Source organism: Scandinavium sp. M-37 (genome assembly GCF_043558715.1).
In the GTDB taxonomy this organism is placed as follows: domain Bacteria; phylum Pseudomonadota; class Gammaproteobacteria; order Enterobacterales; family Enterobacteriaceae; genus Scandinavium; species Scandinavium vulneris_A.
Genome location: NZ_JBIGIN010000014.1, coordinates 106,954 through 123,561 on the forward strand (window position 1 = coordinate 106,954; position 16,608 = coordinate 123,561).

General features: G+C 51.4%; 21 protein-coding genes. 14 read left to right on the forward strand and 7 right to left on the reverse strand.

The genetic code is table 11. From position 1 onward, the window contains the following. Positions 1-33 precede the first annotated feature (33 nt). Positions 34-387 (forward strand): DUF1428 domain-containing protein, encoded by a 354-nt coding sequence (locus tag ACG0Z5_RS12275; RefSeq protein ID WP_319626731.1) that lies wholly within the window; start codon positions 34-36, stop codon positions 385-387. A 34-nt stretch (positions 388-421) separates the two neighbouring features. Here the strand turns inward: ACG0Z5_RS12275 and ACG0Z5_RS12280 are convergent, their stop codons facing one another. After that, positions 422-1,990, reverse strand: coding sequence for an EAL domain-containing protein (locus ACG0Z5_RS12280; protein WP_394447703.1), 1,569 nt, complete (start codon positions 1,988-1,990; stop codon positions 422-424). Positions 1,991-2,093: 103 nt separating this feature from the next. Between ACG0Z5_RS12280 and ACG0Z5_RS12285 the strand changes: the two genes are divergently transcribed. Next, on the forward strand, positions 2,094-2,810 hold the full coding sequence (locus ACG0Z5_RS12285) for a GntR family transcriptional regulator (RefSeq protein ID WP_394447705.1): 717 nt from the start codon (positions 2,094-2,096) through the stop codon (positions 2,808-2,810). On the opposite strand, the gene ACG0Z5_RS12290 is transcribed toward ACG0Z5_RS12285, so the two are convergent. Then, a complete protein-coding gene (locus ACG0Z5_RS12290; RefSeq protein WP_394447707.1) occupies positions 2,811-4,010 on the reverse strand; it encodes an enolase C-terminal domain-like protein in 1,200 nt (399 codons plus the stop codon). A gap of 278 nt (positions 4,011-4,288) precedes the next feature. On the opposite strand from ACG0Z5_RS12290, the gene ACG0Z5_RS12295 reads away from it, so the two are divergent. The 10 genes from ACG0Z5_RS12295 (at position 4,289) to ykgO (ending at position 11,375) form a co-directional block, all read left to right on the forward strand. Continuing rightward, on the forward strand, positions 4,289-5,656 hold the full coding sequence (locus tag ACG0Z5_RS12295; protein WP_319785398.1) for a PTS transporter subunit EIIC: 1,368 nt from the start codon (positions 4,289-4,291) through the stop codon (positions 5,654-5,656). 398 nt (positions 5,657-6,054) lie between these two features. After that, the gene (locus ACG0Z5_RS12300; protein WP_394447709.1) at positions 6,055-7,035 is read left to right on the forward strand and encodes a 6-phosphofructokinase; all 981 of its coding nucleotides are present in this window, start codon (positions 6,055-6,057) and stop codon (positions 7,033-7,035) included. Between the two features lie 11 nt (positions 7,036-7,046). After that, the gene (locus ACG0Z5_RS12305) at positions 7,047-7,361 is read left to right on the forward strand and encodes a PTS sugar transporter subunit IIB (RefSeq protein WP_319785397.1); all 315 of its coding nucleotides are present in this window, start codon (positions 7,047-7,049) and stop codon (positions 7,359-7,361) included. After that, positions 7,354-8,721, forward strand: a complete 1,368-nt coding sequence (locus tag ACG0Z5_RS12310) for a PTS sugar transporter subunit IIC (protein ID WP_394447711.1) — start codon at positions 7,354-7,356, stop codon at positions 8,719-8,721. The genes ACG0Z5_RS12305 and ACG0Z5_RS12310 overlap by 8 nt, the downstream gene beginning before the upstream one ends. Then, positions 8,708-9,550 carry a class II fructose-bisphosphate aldolase gene (locus ACG0Z5_RS12315; RefSeq protein WP_319785395.1) on the forward strand — a complete coding sequence of 281 codons (843 nt, stop codon included), beginning with the start codon at positions 8,708-8,710 and terminating at the stop codon, positions 9,548-9,550. Before ACG0Z5_RS12310 ends, ACG0Z5_RS12315 begins: the two co-directional genes overlap by 14 nt. 68 nt (positions 9,551-9,618) lie before the next feature. After that, positions 9,619-9,888, forward strand: coding sequence for a hypothetical protein (locus tag ACG0Z5_RS12320; RefSeq protein ID WP_394447714.1), 270 nt, complete (start codon positions 9,619-9,621; stop codon positions 9,886-9,888). A gap of 9 nt (positions 9,889-9,897) precedes the next feature. Next, complete coding sequence (locus ACG0Z5_RS12325) at positions 9,898-10,335, forward strand: PTS sugar transporter subunit IIA (protein ID WP_394447715.1); 438 nt, start codon at positions 9,898-9,900, stop codon at positions 10,333-10,335. Then, positions 10,332-10,889: an AAA family ATPase gene (locus ACG0Z5_RS12330; RefSeq protein ID WP_394447717.1), complete on the forward strand. Its 558-nt coding sequence runs from the start codon at positions 10,332-10,334 to the stop codon at positions 10,887-10,889. Before ACG0Z5_RS12325 ends, ACG0Z5_RS12330 begins: the two co-directional genes overlap by 4 nt. Positions 10,890-10,971: 82 nt before the next feature. Further along, positions 10,972-11,232, forward strand: coding sequence for a type B 50S ribosomal protein L31 (locus tag ACG0Z5_RS12335; RefSeq protein ID WP_394447719.1), 261 nt, complete (start codon positions 10,972-10,974; stop codon positions 11,230-11,232). Positions 11,233-11,234: 2 nt separating this feature from the next. After that, positions 11,235-11,375: a type B 50S ribosomal protein L36 gene (gene ykgO, locus ACG0Z5_RS12340; protein WP_394447721.1), complete on the forward strand. Its 141-nt coding sequence runs from the start codon at positions 11,235-11,237 to the stop codon at positions 11,373-11,375. On the opposite strand, the gene ACG0Z5_RS12345 is transcribed toward ykgO, so the two are convergent. Further along, positions 11,372-12,082, reverse strand: a complete 711-nt coding sequence (locus ACG0Z5_RS12345; RefSeq protein WP_394447723.1) for a GNAT family N-acetyltransferase — start codon at positions 12,080-12,082, stop codon at positions 11,372-11,374. The genes ykgO and ACG0Z5_RS12345 overlap by 4 nt on opposite strands. Positions 12,083-12,181: 99 nt before the next feature. Here ACG0Z5_RS12345 and ACG0Z5_RS12350 point away from each other — a divergent pair, with 99 nt between their 5' ends. Further along, positions 12,182-13,642 (forward strand): PLP-dependent aminotransferase family protein, encoded by a 1,461-nt coding sequence (locus ACG0Z5_RS12350; RefSeq protein ID WP_394447725.1) that lies wholly within the window; start codon positions 12,182-12,184, stop codon positions 13,640-13,642. Here ACG0Z5_RS12350 and ACG0Z5_RS12355 read toward each other — a convergent pair. From ACG0Z5_RS12355 to tomB, 4 genes are all read right to left on the reverse strand, one after another. After that, a complete protein-coding gene (locus tag ACG0Z5_RS12355; protein WP_394447727.1) occupies positions 13,611-14,081 on the reverse strand; it encodes a YlaC family protein in 471 nt (156 codons plus the stop codon). The two genes, ACG0Z5_RS12350 and ACG0Z5_RS12355, sit on opposite strands and share 32 nt — an antisense overlap. 97 nt (positions 14,082-14,178) lie before the next feature. Continuing rightward, complete coding sequence (gene maa / locus ACG0Z5_RS12360) at positions 14,179-14,733, reverse strand: maltose O-acetyltransferase (RefSeq protein WP_394447729.1); 555 nt, start codon at positions 14,731-14,733, stop codon at positions 14,179-14,181. Positions 14,734-14,881: 148 nt separating this feature from the next. Continuing rightward, positions 14,882-15,100 carry an HHA domain-containing protein gene (locus ACG0Z5_RS12365; protein ID WP_154160200.1) on the reverse strand — a complete coding sequence of 73 codons (219 nt, stop codon included), beginning with the start codon at positions 15,098-15,100 and terminating at the stop codon, positions 14,882-14,884. A gap of 27 nt (positions 15,101-15,127) precedes the next feature. Next, the gene (gene tomB, locus ACG0Z5_RS12370; RefSeq protein ID WP_110511699.1) at positions 15,128-15,502 is read right to left on the reverse strand and encodes an Hha toxicity modulator TomB; all 375 of its coding nucleotides are present in this window, start codon (positions 15,500-15,502) and stop codon (positions 15,128-15,130) included. Positions 15,503-16,059: 557 nt separating this feature from the next. Here tomB and ACG0Z5_RS12375 point away from each other — a divergent pair. Next, positions 16,060-16,608, forward strand: a 549-nt coding sequence (locus ACG0Z5_RS12375; RefSeq protein WP_394447732.1) for an IS4 family transposase, incomplete at its 3' end; no start/stop codon positions are given.

The window sequence follows — 16,608 nt, forward strand, 5'->3', positions numbered from 1 at the left end:
GCTGGCCGCGCCGTTCACTTCGGAGGTTATCTCATGAAGTATGTTGATGGTTTTGTCGTTGCCGTGCCTGCGGACAAAAAGGAGGCGTATCTGGCGCTGGCGGCAAAGGCGGCACCGCTGTTTAAGGAGTTTGGTGCAACCCGCGTGGTCGAGTGTTGGACAGACGATGTGCCCGACGGCAAGCTGACCGACTTTCGCATGGCGGTCAAAGCTGAAGACAACGAAGAAGTGGTTTTCAGCTGGATTGAGTATCCGTCGAAAGAGGTCCGGGATGCGGCCAACGCGAAGATGATGGCCGATCCGCGGATGAAGGAGATGGGTGAAAGTATGCCGTTTGACGGTAAACGGATGATTTACGGCGGCTTCGCGCCGATCCTCGACGAGTAAACGTATACGGCTGTGCGGCGTGCCGCCAGCCGTTTTACGTGGCGTCAGGCTGGTGCAGGTTGTCTTCTGCCCACGCCATAAACTCCGCTTTCGGCAGGGCTTTGCTGAACAGCCAGCCCTGACCAAACTGCACACCGTGCTCGGACAGCCAGCGGCGCTGGACCTCGGTTTCAACGCCTTCGGCGACCATCGCCAGCTGCAAACTTTTCGCCATTTCGATGATGTGCGGCGTGACGTTCTTAAACTCCAGGGTATCGACAAACGATTTGTCGATTTTAATGATGTCGACGTCGAGATTTTGCAGATAGCTCAGACTGGAATAGCCGGTCCCGAAGTCATCGATATACAGCGCATAACCTGCCTGACGGAGTTGGCTCAGCGTGCTGGCGCTGTTTTTCAGATCGATAAAGCTACGTTCGGTCAGTTCCAGCGCCACCTGTGACGGCGGAATACCCCATTTGTTCAGCTGCTGCGACAGCTGTAACGGCAGTTTTGCCGAAATCAGATCCTGCGGATCGAGGTTAATCGAGACGTGTTTGTCGGGATGCTGCTTCAGCCAGGGGCCTAAATCCTCAAACACTTTTTCCACAATCAGCCCGGTGAGGCGGGTAATCAGCCCGCTTTGCTCGGCCAGGGGAACGAAAATATCCGGGGACAGAAAGGTGCCATTCGGCTGTCGCCAGCGGGCCAGCGCCTCGGCCCCGACTATTTTCCCACTGCGTAAGGAGACAATCGGCTGGTAGTAAACGTCGAGCGCGCGACTGTTGATGGCATCCAGCATCCGATGGTACGGCGACTGTAGATTGCGCACCATTTGCAGGATAAGCCCGGCACCAAGCAGGCTTATCAGCACCCCGATCGGCAACCAAATCAGCATCTGCTGATGCCATTTACTGGTCAGTGGACCGGTGGGAGCCCAGATGATTTGTGAAATGCCGATATCCGGGTAATCCCGCAGATTATAAAGCATGCCGTTGCGGGCAAACGTGTGGTCGCCGAGCGGGTGCTCTTGCTGCCAGATGCGCATATCGAACGGCGCACTGTTGGAAATGAGGCTGCCGGTGCGGCTGCCAATCAGCACGGTGTTGATGGTCCAGGGCGCGAACGGCACTACGTCGATGAAAGAGCCGGGGTCGATCATCACCATATGATGGGCGCTTGCCAGCGCTACCATGTAGTGATGAATCCCGAGATCGTTGATGTCGGTCAGCCACACGCGATAACCGTCATCGGTGCGGCGGTCAGTGGGCGGGAACTCTACGTTGCGGCTGTGGCTTTCCAGCGAGGAACATTCCGGTCTTAGACCATTGAGCCACAACACTTCCTGTACGTCACGATGGGTATAGGCCGCCCGACGCATGGTCTGTAGATGGAGCGGACCGCAAGGCGTGCCCTGAAAGGTATCAATTTCTTTTAAGGTGGATTTAGCCTGCGACACCACCTGCTGGGCGCGTAAAATCACGCGTTCGCCGTAGTTACTGAGATCGCGGGTAAACTCTTTTTTGGCCTGATAATGTGCAACCCATACGCTGAGCGTGACCGGCAATAAGACGGAGAGGGTGAGCACGGCGACGACCAGGGCGACCATTTTTTTACTTGTCATGGCCCTGTTTTCCTTCCTGCGCTGAAATCGTTATGTTACGCCAATTATATGCAATGATAAGCTTAACTGTCTTTTTTCTAAGGAATAATCAGGGAAAATCCCGATGAAGAAAAATGAGTTCGTCACTCAGGATCTGCTGAGTAAAATTTATCAGCAGGGTGACGGCGGCCCGCGTAAGCTGCCGCCGGAGAGACAACTGGCGCAAGAGTATGGCGTTTCGCGATTTACCGTGCGCCAGGCGCTGGAGAAACTGGCGAGCATTGGCGTTATCAGAATTGTTCAGGGATCGGGCTGTTGGATTAACGACGGGGCGCGGAATAATCCGCTGGTGTACAACTCGATTACCGAAAAGCGTTTCGATCAGATGCGTTATCGGATGATAAGCCTGCATAAAAAACGCCCGAATCGCGAGGAACAGCAGATATTCGGGCTAACGGATGATGACTTTATCTGGCAGTTTTGTCGTTTGCGCTATGTGGATGACAGTCCGGTGCAAATCGAGGTGTCGCGCATGCCGTCGGCGGCATTCGCAGACCTTAATCAGCAGGTTATCGAACGTTCGTTACAGCAATATGTCCTGCAAAAGGGCTATCAAATTTCCCACATGCTCACTACCTATCGGGCAGTGAACGTCAGCCGGGAACAGGCCGAATTACTGGGCTGCAAAAAAGGCAGCCCGGCGATGCACATCAACAACCGCGGCATTCTGGCGGGCGGTCAGGTATACGCCATTAGCGACATTATCGATATCAACTACACCTGCACCTACGTCATTCCACATAACCGCGACAACCTCGCGTTCCGCCAACAGCCAGGCTGATTACGGCGTATGCAGCGTGCCGTCCGGTAGGCGACTTTGCGTCCATTCATGCGGGCGGTACACCACCGGATGCGAAGCCGCCAGTGCTTCGTTGAAGCCGACGCCAATGCCCGGTTTTTGTGGTGGATAAATGTAGCCTTCTTTTGCCACCGGCGCGCCGGGGAAGACGGCATCGGTGGTCGCGGATCGTGGAATGAATTCCTGAATTGCGGCGTTGTGCAGATGAATATTGAGATGAGTATTCACCGCCACGCCAATCGGCGTCATGTCGCCCGGGCCGTGCCAGGCCAGACGCACGCCAAAGGCCTGACACAGCACCGCCAGCTTCAGCGCCGGGGTGATGCCGCCAATCTGTGACACATGACAGCGAATGAAATCAATCTGTCGATTGACTACCAGGTCATGCCATTCCGCCGGGTTATTAAACAGTTCGCCGAGCGCCAGTGGAACGCTGCTTTGCTGACGGATCTGCGCCAGCCACGGGGTTTGCTGCGGCGGCAGAATATCTTCAATAAAGTACGGCTGATACGGCTCGAGCTGTTTTGCCAGCTGCACCGCCTGCTGCGGGAACAGACGTTCATGTACATCATGCAGGATGTGGAAGCGATGCCCGTAGCGCTCTCGCAGGGCGCGGAACATTTCCACCGTGTTACGCATGTATTGATCCTGGCAGAACCAGGCACCTGGCGAAGGGTTATCCGGCGCATGGAGCTCGGTTGGCGTACCGCCGTAGAAGCCAAGCTGGCAGCGAATATGGCGATAGCCTTTTTCAAGTAGCGCATCGACGGTGGTGTACAGCTCGTCCAGCGTTTCACCGCTGGCGTGGGTGTAGGCGGCGATCGCGTCCCGGGATTGACCGCCAAACAGCTGATACAGCGGCATGTTCGCCAGCTGCGCTTTAATATCCCACAGCGCCATATCGACCCCGGCTATGGCGTTATTCATCGCCGGGCCGTTTCGCCAGTAGGCGTTGACGTTCATCATCTGCCACAGGTCTTCAATGTTATTGGCATCGCGACCGATCAACAGCGGACGCAGATAGTCATCGACCAGGGTTTTCACTGCCAGCGGGCGTTGCTGAAAGGTGGCGCAGCCGTGGCCGGTAATGCCTTTGTCGGTGGTCACGCGTACCGTCACCAAATTGTGGCGATCCGGGCGAGTGATGAAGCAATCAATAGCGGTAATAAGCGTCGGTTCCACGGAAAAAGGCTCCCTGTTGATGACGGAAAAAATAGACGATTGATGATTTATCTTCGCCTTATTTTACGCGTCAGGTAAACCCTTTTCTGGAATAAATATTTTGGTCTGAAATAGCGTGTTTATTGAATTAAAAACCAGACCAATTTTGCATATTTTAGCCTTTGCATGCCTTGTAAGGAAAGAAATGTGAGGGGGTTCAAATTTTATTGGTTTGTTTTGCGTTCACAGCTTCATTACCATCCAGATAACCAAAACAAGAACATGTCGCAGGAGTCACTATGGGGACGCGAGACGCCATCGCACGCATCATTCAACTGGTCGGTGGGCAAGACAATATCAATAAAGTCTGGCATTGCATGACCCGCTTACGCTTTGATTTAATTGATGATAGCAAAATCGAACAGGGCGAAATTAAAAAGCTGCCCGGCGTACTGGGCGCGCAGCTGCAAAGCGATCAGTTCCAAATCATTATCGGCCCTACGGTCAACGGCTGGTACGAGCAACTGCAGGCTGCCCTCGGTCAACGTGATGAGACAACGGTCACCAGCGGCAAGGGCCGTAAAAGCCTGGTGTCGCTGTTTATGGATACCGTTTCCGGCGTGTTTGGTCCGATTGTCCCGGCGATTGCCGGGGCAGGGATGATCAAAGGTTTGCTGGCCGGATTAATTGCGCTGAAAGTGGTGTCGCCGAAAAGCGATACGGTGATGATCATCGATCTGATCGCCAGCGGCGTGTTCTATTTTCTGCCGTTTTTCCTCGCGGTGTCGGCAGCAAAAATTTTCAAAACCAATGAATACCTCGCGGCGGCGGTGGCGGCCTGTCTGATGTATCCAACCTTAATTGACGCTGCCAAGGCGCTGGCGACCCATCAGCCTGATGCCGCCTCCGCGCTATGGTTAATGAACGCCGTGCCGGTGTCGGTATTTAACTACGCCTCCAGCGTCATTCCGGTGATTTTCTCGGTTCTGGCGCTGAAATACATCCATAAATGGGTCGACAGTATCATGCCGGAGGTGCTGAAAACCGTGTTTACGCCGACCCTGACGCTGTTTATCGGCGCGCTGGCGGCGTTAGTGGTGATTGGCCCGATTGGCATTTGGCTCGGAAAAGGGCTGGCGCTGTTTATCGAAGGGCTGTTCAGCGTATCGGCGAGCTTTGCCGGGCTGGTGGTGGGCGCGATACGTCCGGTGGCGATCCTCACCGGGATGCACCATGCGATGACCCCGATTGCGCTGCAAAACTTTAGCGATCGGGGCTATGACATGCTGATGCCAATGATGTTTATGGCCAACATGGCGATTGCCGGGGCGACGTTTGCTATCTGGCGCCTGAGCAAAGACCGACAGGATCGTACGGTGACGCTGTCAGCGGCGGTTTCTGCGCTACTCGGCATAACCGAACCGGCGTTGTTTGGCGTGCTCACCCGTCATAAGAAAGCGTTTATCGCCGCGACTATCGCCAGTTCGCTGGCCTCTGCCTTCATCGCGTTCTTCGGCGTGCGCCTGTATGGCTATATCTTATCGAGCATCTTCAGTTTGCCCGCTTATATCGGCCCGTACTTTGTCTATGCCCTGTCGGGCGTGGCAATCGCGCTGGTGCTGTCGTTCACCCTGACCACGCTGCTGGTGGGTCGGGAGCGAACGTAAGTAATGACATTTCAGCATTTAAGGGCGACGTAAGTCGCCTTTTTTATATGTTAAAACTGATCCCTCCACGATAAGTCCCTCTTTTGCTCGCGGTCATTCACACACAGAAAACTGCGCGATAAATCACATTTTTTAAACCTCACATCTATGTATGAACTTCATGCGTAAGGTTTACAGGAATCTAAAGCCTGAATGCGTGTTAATTGCTTGAAATAAAAGTGAATTAATAATATTAGCAACAGGTGATGGAATGTGATGGCATTCACAAAAAATGACCCTAACCAATTGATGTCAATAGCAAGAGCGGACATCTTAATAACAATTTTGTGATGCTCGTTGCAAATTCATGGCTTGTTTAAAGGAAAAATCACTTTCAAGAAATAAGCGAGGTCATGATTATGAGAATCGGCATGGTAATTAGCGGCGGTGATGTGACAGGGATAAATAACTTTGTCTTTCAGATATCAAGATTAGCACGGGCAGAGATCATTTTATTCAATGGGGGGATTCCAGGCCTCTTGCAAAACAAATACCAGGCTATTTCTCTGCGTGATTTAGTGGATTTTTCCATTGCCGCCATTCCCATTATGTCTTCGGGGCGTACCAACCGTAAATTGATGGCCTCGGAATATGAGGTGATTGCGAAACAGCTTAAGACCCTGCATATCGATGTCCTCGTGATGGCGGGCGGCGATGGTTCTCTGCAATTTCTTCATCATCTCAGCGAGTACGGTATTAATTGCTTTGGTGTCGGGATGACCATCGATAATGATGTTTATGGCAGCGATTATACCATTGGTTTTTCTACGGCCTGCGAACAGATTATTAAAGAGGTCGCCAAGCTGCGGAATACTGGGCGAGCATTACCGGGGCGAGTCTTTATGGTGGAGCTGCTCGGGGGCTACTGCGGTGAGCTGACATTGCAGTCGGCGATCAAAAGCAACGCCGATTTGGCCTTAATCCCAGAATGTCAGCATACTCTGAACGAACTGGCACAAAAAATCACTGTCCGCCTTGCAGAACAGAATAGTGTGGTGATCCTCTGTTCAGAAGGCTACACCAAAGAGTACTCCCCAGGTTTTCAGGGAGCGATTGATACCATGATTAAGCTGCTTGAACCGAAAATCGGGGTACGTATCCGTAAGTCGATCATCGGTTACAGTCTGCGTAACGGTGACCCTACCTGTGAGGAAATTTATCAGGGCACCATAATGGCCGGAGAGGTCGTGCGTTGTATCCAGTCAGGCATGAGAAATAAAGCGATTATTATTAATTCTAGTAACAAACCGATCCCTATAGATTTAATCAGTATGCAAAAACGCCTCGTCGATACCGAAGGGCATCATTATAAATTAGCTAAACAGCTCGATATTATTTGAGGAGTCTATTAATGCTTAAAATTCTTTGCGTATGTGGCTGTGGGTTAGGTTCCAGTTTCGCCATTGAAATGACAGCGAAAGCGGTGCTTAATAAATTAGAAATTCCAGCAGAAATAGAACACACCACTGTTTCTGAAGCTGGCGCCTTTAAGTCAGATATTATTCTGACACAAAAAACGTTTGCTGACATTTTAACGGCTGACGCGAGTGAAGAAGAAATCAAACGCGTTATTGTGTTGCATCGCTTAACAGATAAGGACGAAATCGAGCGGAAGATCGTCGCCTTTTTAAAAGAACACAATTTAAAGGTACTCGAAAATGAATAGCATCTTTAATTTTATTGTTAAGGACCTGCTGGGACAGGCATCTATTTTGATTGCTTTTATCGCCATGCTGGGTCTATTGCTGCAAAAAAAATCAAAAGGTAAAGTGGCGGAAGGCACGTTTAAAACGCTGCTTGGATTTTTAATCATGATGGCCGGGATCAATATTATCGTCGATACCCTGACGTTTTTAAACGATATCTTTACTCACGGCTTTGGTATGAAAGGATATATCACCGATGTCGCAGCGATTGCAGGGCTGGCAAACCGTGAGCTAGGTTCTGAGGTGGCGATGACACTGATGGTTATCTTCATCGTCAATATCATTATTGCCCGGATTACACCGTTTAAAAATATCTTCCTGACGGGACAGGCCCTACTGTGGATGGCAACCATTGGTGCGGTAATTGGTTATAAAGCAGGACTGACTGGACTTCCGCTCATTCTGACCGGCGGCATTTTCGGCGGAATTATGGCGGTGCTGATGCCAGCGCTTGCTCAGCCTGTCGTACGTCGCATTACGGGTTCTGACGATGTTGCACTCGGACACTTTTGCACCATTGGCTACCTGGTGCAGGCGGCTGTCGCGAAGGTGGTCGGAAAGGGGTCCAGATCGACAGAAGATCTGATACTGCCGGATAACTTTAAATTCCTGCAGGACACCTATCTTTCGATGGCCGTGGTGATGATCCCGATGTATCTCATCCCTGCGCTGGCGGCAGGTCCGGAATATATTGCCCAGTACACCAACGGCGTGAACTATCTGATGTTCGCGTTTATGCAGTCGATTCAATTTGTGGCTGGTGTATTTGTACTTTATAGCGGCGTACGCTTGTTGTTAAACGAACTGGTGCCTGCCTTTCGTGGCATTGCGATGCGAATTGTTCCCGATGCTAAACCTGCGCTGGATTGCCCAGTGCTGTTCCCATATGCCCCGAATGCGGTCATCGTCGGCTTCCTGGCTACTACCGCAGGCTCGATCATTGGCATGATTGTCTTCCCGATGTTTGGCCTGGCTATGATTCTTCCCGGCCTGTTAACCAACTTCTTTGCCGGTGGCACGGCAGGCATCTTTGGCAACGCGATGGGCGGCAGGCGTGGCGCGGTTATAGGGGGAGTAGTACACGGCTTATTCATTACTTTCCTGCCAGCAATTCTGGTGCCGATGTTAGAAAGCTATGGCTTTACCGGTGTGACCTTCAGTGATTCTGATGTGATCAGCAGTGGTCTGATTCTGGGGCATGTTTTCCAGAATAACTGGACGTTTGTCGGCGTCTTCATCCTGTTTGTGGCGCTTATCGCCTGGTTCGTGAATGGCAAATCAACCAAACCTCAAGAGGAAAAAGCACATGAGTCTGTATAACTTCCCTGATTTATTGCAGGTGGCAAAAGAGCGTGGATTTAAAGCTGTAGGGTCATTTAATTTACATTGTTTGGAGATGCTGCCAGCATATTTTAAAGCAGCTAAAATAACCCATAGTCCGTTAATGATTCAGATCTCCACCGGCACTGCCGAATATTTAGGTTATCGTTTGCTGGTTGATTCGGTTTGTTCCTTAGCCGAAAGCCAAAATATACCGACCTGCCTACACCTGGATCACTGCTCGGACATTGAATCTATTAAAACGGCAATCGATGTCGGGTTCAGTTCAGTCATGTATGATGGTTCGCATTTAGATATGGCAGATAATATAGCCAATACTCTTAAGGTAATTGACATTGCCCGCCCGAGAAATGTCTCCGTAGAAGCTGAGTTGGGTGCAATTGGCGGTTCGGAAGATGGCAAAGCGGTGGCCGCAGAAGATATTTGTTTTACCACTACTGAAGATGCCAGACAGTTTGTTGATGCGACGAAAGTCGACATGCTGGCGGTGTCGGTCGGGACCGTACACGGTCTTTATACCGGCAAGGCGAAAATTCAGCATCAGCGTCTGGCAGAGATCAGCGAAGTGACTAAAACCCCCCTCGTATTGCATGGTGGAACAGGGGTGAGCGATGAAGATATGCGCCGAGCCGTCGAGGGTGGTATTGACAAAGTGAACGTGGGCACCGAAATGAATGTGCAGTGGGTAGGTCACTGCCAGCAGACGTTTGGTAAAGGTAAAGTCAACGACAGTGTGCGCAAATTTTTAATTCCGGCGAATGATGCCGTGGCGGCGGTATTAATCGAAAAGATCGCATTATTTAAATAAAAATCGACTAAATTTCACTCTTCAATGTAACCCTGGTTGCCTGGCAATCGTCGGGGCAGGAGGTCGCTATGTTTGAAACACTTAAAAGTTTGTTTAAACGAGATCATGTTGATGCCGGGCAATATGATATTCAGGCCGGAAAGTTAGCAGCTGAATTAACAGAGCTTGAACACGCATTGGCGGAAAACCCTCTGAATAGCAACGCACAAAAAGCATTAATGCTGCGCTATAACCAGGCGTTACAAATCTTTGCTAAGAGTACGACTCATCGGCAAGATATAGATGCGGTATTCGTTAAAATCGATGAGCTGAGAAATATCATCCGCAGAACTATTTAAGGAGCCATTATGGCCATTAAGGAGTTATTAATAGAAGCGCAGGCGATACAGATTGGCGTGCATGAAACCGACTGGCAAAAGGTGATTGAAATAGCGGCCCGGCCGCTGGTGACTAACGGCTTTATACTGCCTTCTTATTACCAGGCTGTGATTGATAATACACTGGAGCATGGTGCCTATTACGTTTTTGATGAAGGCGTAGCCATGCCTCATGCCCGACCAGAATGCGGGGTACTTAAGAATTGCTTCAGTCTACTGTTACTTGATAAGGCAGTTTCATTTGCTGACAGTCACGAGGCCGATATCGTCATCATGTTTGCCGCCAAAGACAGTAATGCACATATTGAAGAGGGCATACGCGCCATTGTGAATTGGCTTGGCGACGACTCCGTTATGTCGAAACTACGTCAGGCAAAAGTGAAGGAAGAGGTGATCGCACTCTTATGAGCCAGACTACGCGAACACAGGGCAAAACGGTGGTACTTGTGAACGGCGTTCCCGCCTCAGGGAAAAGCACTATTGCGCATTTGTTGTCAGAACAATTTGCGCTGCCGGTTCTGACCATCGACGGCATTAAAGAACCGTTTATGGCGCAATTTGACGATATCGACAGGGCGTTCAACCGCCGTTTGGGCTGCGCCGCTTATGAGGTTATCTGGTCGATAGTCGCCGCCAGCCCAAAGCAGTGCGTCTTTCTCATCGATGCCTGGTTTGGCTTCCAGCCTAAGGAATCACTTACCCGTTATCTGGAACATGCAGGCATAAACCGTGTACTGGAAGTCTGGAATAGCATCCCTGGAAATCTGGCTGCGGCGCGTTATGCACAGAGGTTAGAAGTAAGGCGTAATGGCCATCCAGGGGAAGAGTATCTCCCCGAATTACTGCGCCTGGCTGATAGTGCTCAGCCAATGTCTCTGGGGCCTGTGTATATCGTCGATCAGGCAAAACCGATAGATAGTGCAGCGTTGATTAGTTGGATGAGACACGCGTTGGAGGATTAAACCCTGTATTGAGAAGGGTTGATATCCGTAGTTGCATGGCGTATTTTGTTGTTATGTTATACTGTAACAATAAAGGTGAATCATGAAAGCCGATATCCATCCGCATTATCGTACCGTGGTATTCCACGACACCAGCGCTGACGAGTATTTCAAAGTGGGATCGACCATTAAAACCGACAGGGAAATCGAACTGGAAGGCGAGACTTTCCCGTATGTCACGCTTGATGTGTCGTCCAAATCGCATCCTTACTACACCGGGAAGCAAAAGACCTTCTCGAACGAAGGCAGTATGGCGCGATTCCGTCAGCGTTTTGGCGGTTTTATTGATGCGAAACGGAGCTAAAGATGCAGGTTCTGAACTCGCTCAAAAGCGCTAAACAGCGCCACCCAGATTGCCAGATTGTGAAACGCAAAGGGCGGCTATACGTCATTTGCAAAACAAACCCCCGCTTTAAAGCGGTGCAGGGGCGTAAGAAAAGACGTTAATTTTTTGGCTGTCGCCAACTTTCCAGGGAAGTCCGCTGCTTGCCGTCGGGGCCGAAGTTCTCGGCGGCAAGCCATTTCTGCATCGCCCGATCTACCTCCGGCCACTCTGGGTCGATAATCGAAAACCAGTCGGTGTCACGGTTGTGGCCTTTAATGACCAGTGCCTGACGAAACTGCCCTTCAAACTGAAAGCCCATGCGTAGCGCCGCCCGGCGTGATGGCGCGTTCAGACTGTTACATTTCCACTCGTATCGACGATAGCCGAGCGTCTCGAAGGCATAGCGCATCAGCAGCCACTGTGCTTCGGTCGACATCGGGGTGCGGCTGAGCAGTGGGGAAAAATGCACATGGCCTACTTCGATCACCCCGTTTTTGCTGTCGATACGCATCAGAGCCAGGGTGCCGACCGGCTTTCCGCTCTGTTTATCGACCACCGCGAAATGGATAGGGTCCTGAAGTTCAAGAATGCTCTGCACCCATGTCCGATATCCTTCAACGTCGCTATCCGGTTCGCGTAATAGCCAGGTCCAGGCGCGGGTATCTTCAGCTAACTGGTAGGCGGCAAACAATGCGTCGGCGTGCTGCATGCCCAATGGTTCAAGGCGACACAGACGGCCTTCGAGCGTGACGCGCTGCGGATGCTGACGCGGTTGCCAGTCGGGAAGGGCAACGCCAACCGGCTGACCAAACTGATTATGCTGACTCATAGTGACTCCTTAGTGGACGCTTATTCGCACAATAGCGAACTGATGGTTCCCTAAAAAGAACCACTGCCGTATCTTCTGGTGGTACCACGAGGAGAGATGATGAATATTCCTGATGATGCGTTTTATGGCTTGCTGGCGCGGGCCATCCAGCAACGGGCAGGCGAGACGCTGCAACGCACGCTTTATCATACGCTGCGAAATGCGATTTTGAGCGGGCATCTGCAGCCGCAAAGTCGGTTGCCAGGTTCGCGCTCGATGGCGCAGCAGTTGCGCTTGTCACGGAACACCATCAATGCCGCACTGGAGCAACTGGCGATCGAAGGCTATCTCTTACGGGATAGGCAGGGATCGCAGGTGGCGACGTTGCCCCAGGCCACCACGATGGAAAGCAGCGAGCCTGCGGAATTCCGCTTGCCTTCATATCTGGCGGATTTACCTCCGGGCACGCGACGTGATACTCCGACCCTGGCGTTTACCCCGGGCACGCCAGCGGTGAACTATTTCCCGCTGCCGTTGTGGCGACGCTTGCTCGACCGCGTACTGCGTGAAGAGGGGGCCACGCTGTTGGGCTATGGTGATTCGGCGGGAGAAGCGTCCTTGCGGGTGGCCATCGCTCGCCACCTGGCGCTGTCGCGTGGGATTGACTGTGACGCCAGCCAGGTGGTGATCACCGAAGGTGCGCGGGAAGGGCTCAACCTCTGTACCCAATTACTCAGTGAAAGAGGGCAACAGGCCTGGATTGAAGATCCCGGCTATTTCGGGGCGCGGAGTGCGTTTATCTCTGCCGGATTGCCCTGCCAGGGTTTGCCCGTCGATGATGAAGGCATGATTTTCCCTGCGGCACCGGCGGCCGCCCCCCGACTTATTTTTACCACACCGTCTCACCAGTTTCCGCTTGGCAGCCTGATGAGCGCGCCGCGCCGTCTGGCACTGCTGGATTACGCCCGCTCGTCTGATGCATGGATAATCGAAGATGATTACGACAGTGAGTTCCGTTACAGCGGGGAGCCGATCCCGGCGATGCTCGGCATGGTGCCCAACGCACCGGTGGTGTACCTGGGCACCTTCAGCAAGACGCTGTTCCCGTCCCTGCGGATAGGCTTTATGGTGATGCCCAAAGCGTTGGCGAAATCTGTCCAGCCCGCCATTCATTCGCTATTGCGAGGCGGGCATCGTGCCGAGCAGCGCGCGCTGGCACATTTTATCGAGGAGGGGCATTACGCCCGGCATCTGGCCTCAATGCGCCGCCTGTATCGCAAGCGGCAGGCGCAGCTGCGAGCCGCTTTAGCACAGGAACTGACCTGCCCGCACAGCGTGTCGGCCGGGGAAGGCGGGCTGCATTTAACGGTGAAAATCCCCGGGATAGAGGACGGCATTGTGGCGGCGTTAGCCCGTCAGTATCAGTTGGCACCGGGGGCGTTGAGTCATTTTTATCTCAACCCGGCTCAGGGCGAAACCGGGTTAGTTCTGGGGTATGGCAACACGTCGGCATCCGGCTTCGTGGCCGCCATACGAATTTTGAATCGGCTTATCGAGCAGACTCGGCGCGTGCAAGGGTGAAAATGTCGTAGAAAGACAATTCACCTTTGGTGGCGACCATCTTTTGCAGCTGGCTTTTTTGCGGCTCAGCCACCCGAGGCGATTGCAGAATAGTGTCAATTAATTCATTCGGCACGAAACGGGTGTTGTACCACTCCCCGTTGTAGCAGACACGAAAATCGAGCACGTCGATATCTTCATAGCGATAGCGCGGGGCGACATCGAAAAAGAAGAAACCGTTCAGAACGATGAACAGCACGATTAACAGCCATTGGGAATCGGCCAGCGTTTCGGAGCGGTACATTACCACCCACGTGGCGAGGAAGCCGAGATACATGGCGATAAACAGCCCAGGGAAGCGGCGAATGAAGCTGATACTGAAGCGCGGACGGTTGTCGCGCTTCTCTGCGCTGTTCAGCTCGTTGATGGTATGAGTAAGCAGTCGCTGGATTTCGGTCATCTGCGCCTTCTGTTATGCCTGAATCGGATGATACGCTATTTTATGTTGCGTTAATTCAGGCGAAAAGTAACAGTTCGGTTGCAGAAAACCATAACAGTCAGGCGAGCATTTTAATTATTTTCGCCGGATTGCCGCCTACCACCGCATTGGCCGGGACATCTTTCACCACCACTGCCCCGGAGGCAATCACCGCGTTGTCGCCGATGGTCACGCCCGGGTTGATGATGGCTCGCCCGCCAATCCAGACGCTGTTGCCTATCGTCACCGGTTTACCGAATTCAGCCCCGGCGTTGCGCTCCTCGGCATCCAGCGGATGAGTGGCGGTATAAATATGCACCCCGGGCGCAAGCATGCAGTTCTCGCCAATATGAATCGGGCAGACGTCGAGCATCACGCAATCGAAATTGGCGTAGAAGTTTTTACCGAGGAAAATGTTGTAGCCATAATCGCAGCGAAACGTTGGCTCAATATAGGCATCTTCCGCCTGGCCCAGCAGTTCGCCAAGCAATGCGGTGCGCAGAGGTTTCTCCTCGGGCGAGGAGTGGTTATAACGGTGCAGGATAGTTCTGGCGCGTAAACGGTCGGCCCGGAGGGTGTCATCACCCGGACGATACAGCTCTCCGGCGATCATTTTGCGTTTTTCTTCACTCATGTGATTCTCCTTTTAAGCAGAGAGCCACAGTATAATTTATAGCCTTGCTTGGGAACGTTCCCCGCTTCTGCATGTGATACTTATCACATTGTAATCAGTACTGTTGTCAGTAAAGAAATGAGGAGAGGTGAGCGTGAAGCAGATGTAATTAACGTATAAATTTCCATACCGAGGATGGGATTTTATCGTACAGCTTATTCATCGTCAGTTCGGCAAGGCGATGATCGGCTGCTGAGTAAAAAACAGCCAGCTCATTATCTGAAAGTTCATATTTATTTTTTTCAATAACGCGTTCTAATGTATCAAGCGTCTGACAACGTCGCAGTCGCATCAAATAATCAGTTTTTGTTAAAGGTTTATCTGACATAACTTCACCTTTTTGATTGTAATAATTTTAACAAGAAAGACTTACAGGGTTTGTCCGGCTAAGATTGACGAAGCAACGGAAGAGTCTGTTACCCGACTTCCGCCATTTCTGCAGATCGTCAGCGTTAATGCCGTAGTTACTGAACAACATAAAGGTATCGTCCAGATATTCATCAATTTGCGCGATCAGTTTATTGTCTTCGTTATACTTAATCTTGTAATTAAGTGCGAACGTAGCAATATGCTCTATCAGTTCGTTGAGTTGAAGATTGAGTGCTGACGTGGGGTCGTTAACCCAGCCTGCGCGGTTCTCTTCAAGATTAGCGAGACAGTCATGATACAACGTTTCACAGAGAAATTTAAGCTGTGCGAGATCATGTCTTTTTGGCGAGTATTCGTCCATAACGCATCCCCTTATGATTAATCAACCAACACTGTGTGGGATGGATACTACTGTCTGACCCGGAACATACGCTGTGAACCTGATATGCTAACTATAATCTACTCTGAAAAAGATTTCACCGAGCTATTACGAAAAATTACAATTAGGATAATTAGGTGCGATGCGTTGCCGTAATCCCCGGCCTTTCTTATAGCAGGGTTAAAGATGATTACACTTAAATAACGATAGACAAGCTTAATTATCATTAACTTAAGTTTAATGATGCTTGCTCGTGGCGATCGATAATTGAGTGCAGAATCGCTAAACTAAGAGTATTCCTACGATTTTCCCGAGTCCGCTGCCAGATTTTTCGCAATAGCCTAAGAAAATAGCCACAATATTAAGATTATATCCCTGGTGATTGTCGGCGTTAAATAAAAAATTGCGCAATACGTAGGAGTCATCTTTTGTCGCAAAAAAAAGGCCGCGTTAGCGTAATGCCGATCAGTTAAGGATCGGTTGACCGATCCAGTGGTTGTGTAAGAATCCGTAATCTCACAGGGATTACGGATTTTTTTATGTTACTCAGCCAGGCTTTAGACACCGTCCATAAATTTTCTCCGCAGGAGTTTGCTGCTCTTGCAGACCTGCTTTCTCCTGAACTCATTGATGAATGCCTGGCTGACACCGGCGTCGTCACTCTGCGTAAGCGTCGCCTCTCCATGGAGATGATGGTCTGGGCGGTTACCGGCATGGCCCTGTTCCGCTCCCATTCCATGACCCAACTGGTCTCCCATATGGATATTCTTCTGCCGGGTAAACGGCCCTTCGTTGCCCCCAGTGCCGTTGTTCAGGCCCGCCAGCGGCTCGGGGAGGATGTCATCCGCCTGATGTTCGAAAAAACACGCCAGCTCTGGTTCGAAAAAACGCCCCTCTCTCACTGGAACGGCCTGACGCTGATGGCCGTGGACGGTACGTTGTGGCGCGCACCTGATACCCCAGAAAATGACGCAGCCTTCGGCCGTACTGCCAATGTGAACAAGCAGTCCGAATGGCCACAGCTGCGTATGGTCTGTCAGATGGAAGTCACCAGCCATCTGCTGTCTGCGGTGGCCTTCGACAGCGTC

Coding starts and splice junctions, on each gene's coding strand:
- ACG0Z5_RS12275 (WP_319626731.1), top strand. CDS start 34: ATGAAGTATGTTGATGGTTTTGTCGTTGCCGTGCCTGCGGACAAAAAG.
- ACG0Z5_RS12280 (WP_394447703.1), bottom strand. CDS start 1,990: ATGACAAGTAAAAAAATGGTCGCCCTGGTCGTCGCCGTGCTCACCCTC.
- ACG0Z5_RS12285 (WP_394447705.1), top strand. CDS start 2,094: ATGAAGAAAAATGAGTTCGTCACTCAGGATCTGCTGAGTAAAATTTAT.
- ACG0Z5_RS12295 (WP_319785398.1), top strand. CDS start 4,289: ATGGGGACGCGAGACGCCATCGCACGCATCATTCAACTGGTCGGTGGG.
- ACG0Z5_RS12300 (WP_394447709.1), top strand. CDS start 6,055: ATGAGAATCGGCATGGTAATTAGCGGCGGTGATGTGACAGGGATAAAT.
- ACG0Z5_RS12305 (WP_319785397.1), top strand. CDS start 7,047: ATGCTTAAAATTCTTTGCGTATGTGGCTGTGGGTTAGGTTCCAGTTTC.
- ACG0Z5_RS12310 (WP_394447711.1), top strand. CDS start 7,354: ATGAATAGCATCTTTAATTTTATTGTTAAGGACCTGCTGGGACAGGCA.
- ACG0Z5_RS12315 (WP_319785395.1), top strand. CDS start 8,708: ATGAGTCTGTATAACTTCCCTGATTTATTGCAGGTGGCAAAAGAGCGT.
- ACG0Z5_RS12320 (WP_394447714.1), top strand. CDS start 9,619: ATGTTTGAAACACTTAAAAGTTTGTTTAAACGAGATCATGTTGATGCC.
- ACG0Z5_RS12325 (WP_394447715.1), top strand. CDS start 9,898: ATGGCCATTAAGGAGTTATTAATAGAAGCGCAGGCGATACAGATTGGC.
- ACG0Z5_RS12330 (WP_394447717.1), top strand. CDS start 10,332: ATGAGCCAGACTACGCGAACACAGGGCAAAACGGTGGTACTTGTGAAC.
- ACG0Z5_RS12335 (WP_394447719.1), top strand. CDS start 10,972: ATGAAAGCCGATATCCATCCGCATTATCGTACCGTGGTATTCCACGAC.
- ykgO (WP_394447721.1), top strand. CDS start 11,235: ATGCAGGTTCTGAACTCGCTCAAAAGCGCTAAACAGCGCCACCCAGAT.
- ACG0Z5_RS12345 (WP_394447723.1), bottom strand. CDS start 12,082: ATGAGTCAGCATAATCAGTTTGGTCAGCCGGTTGGCGTTGCCCTTCCC.
- ACG0Z5_RS12350 (WP_394447725.1), top strand. CDS start 12,182: ATGAATATTCCTGATGATGCGTTTTATGGCTTGCTGGCGCGGGCCATC.
- ACG0Z5_RS12355 (WP_394447727.1), bottom strand. CDS start 14,081: ATGACCGAAATCCAGCGACTGCTTACTCATACCATCAACGAGCTGAAC.
- maa (WP_394447729.1), bottom strand. CDS start 14,733: ATGAGTGAAGAAAAACGCAAAATGATCGCCGGAGAGCTGTATCGTCCG.
- ACG0Z5_RS12365 (WP_154160200.1), bottom strand. CDS start 15,100: ATGTCAGATAAACCTTTAACAAAAACTGATTATTTGATGCGACTGCGA.
- tomB (WP_110511699.1), bottom strand. CDS start 15,502: ATGGACGAATACTCGCCAAAAAGACATGATCTCGCACAGCTTAAATTT.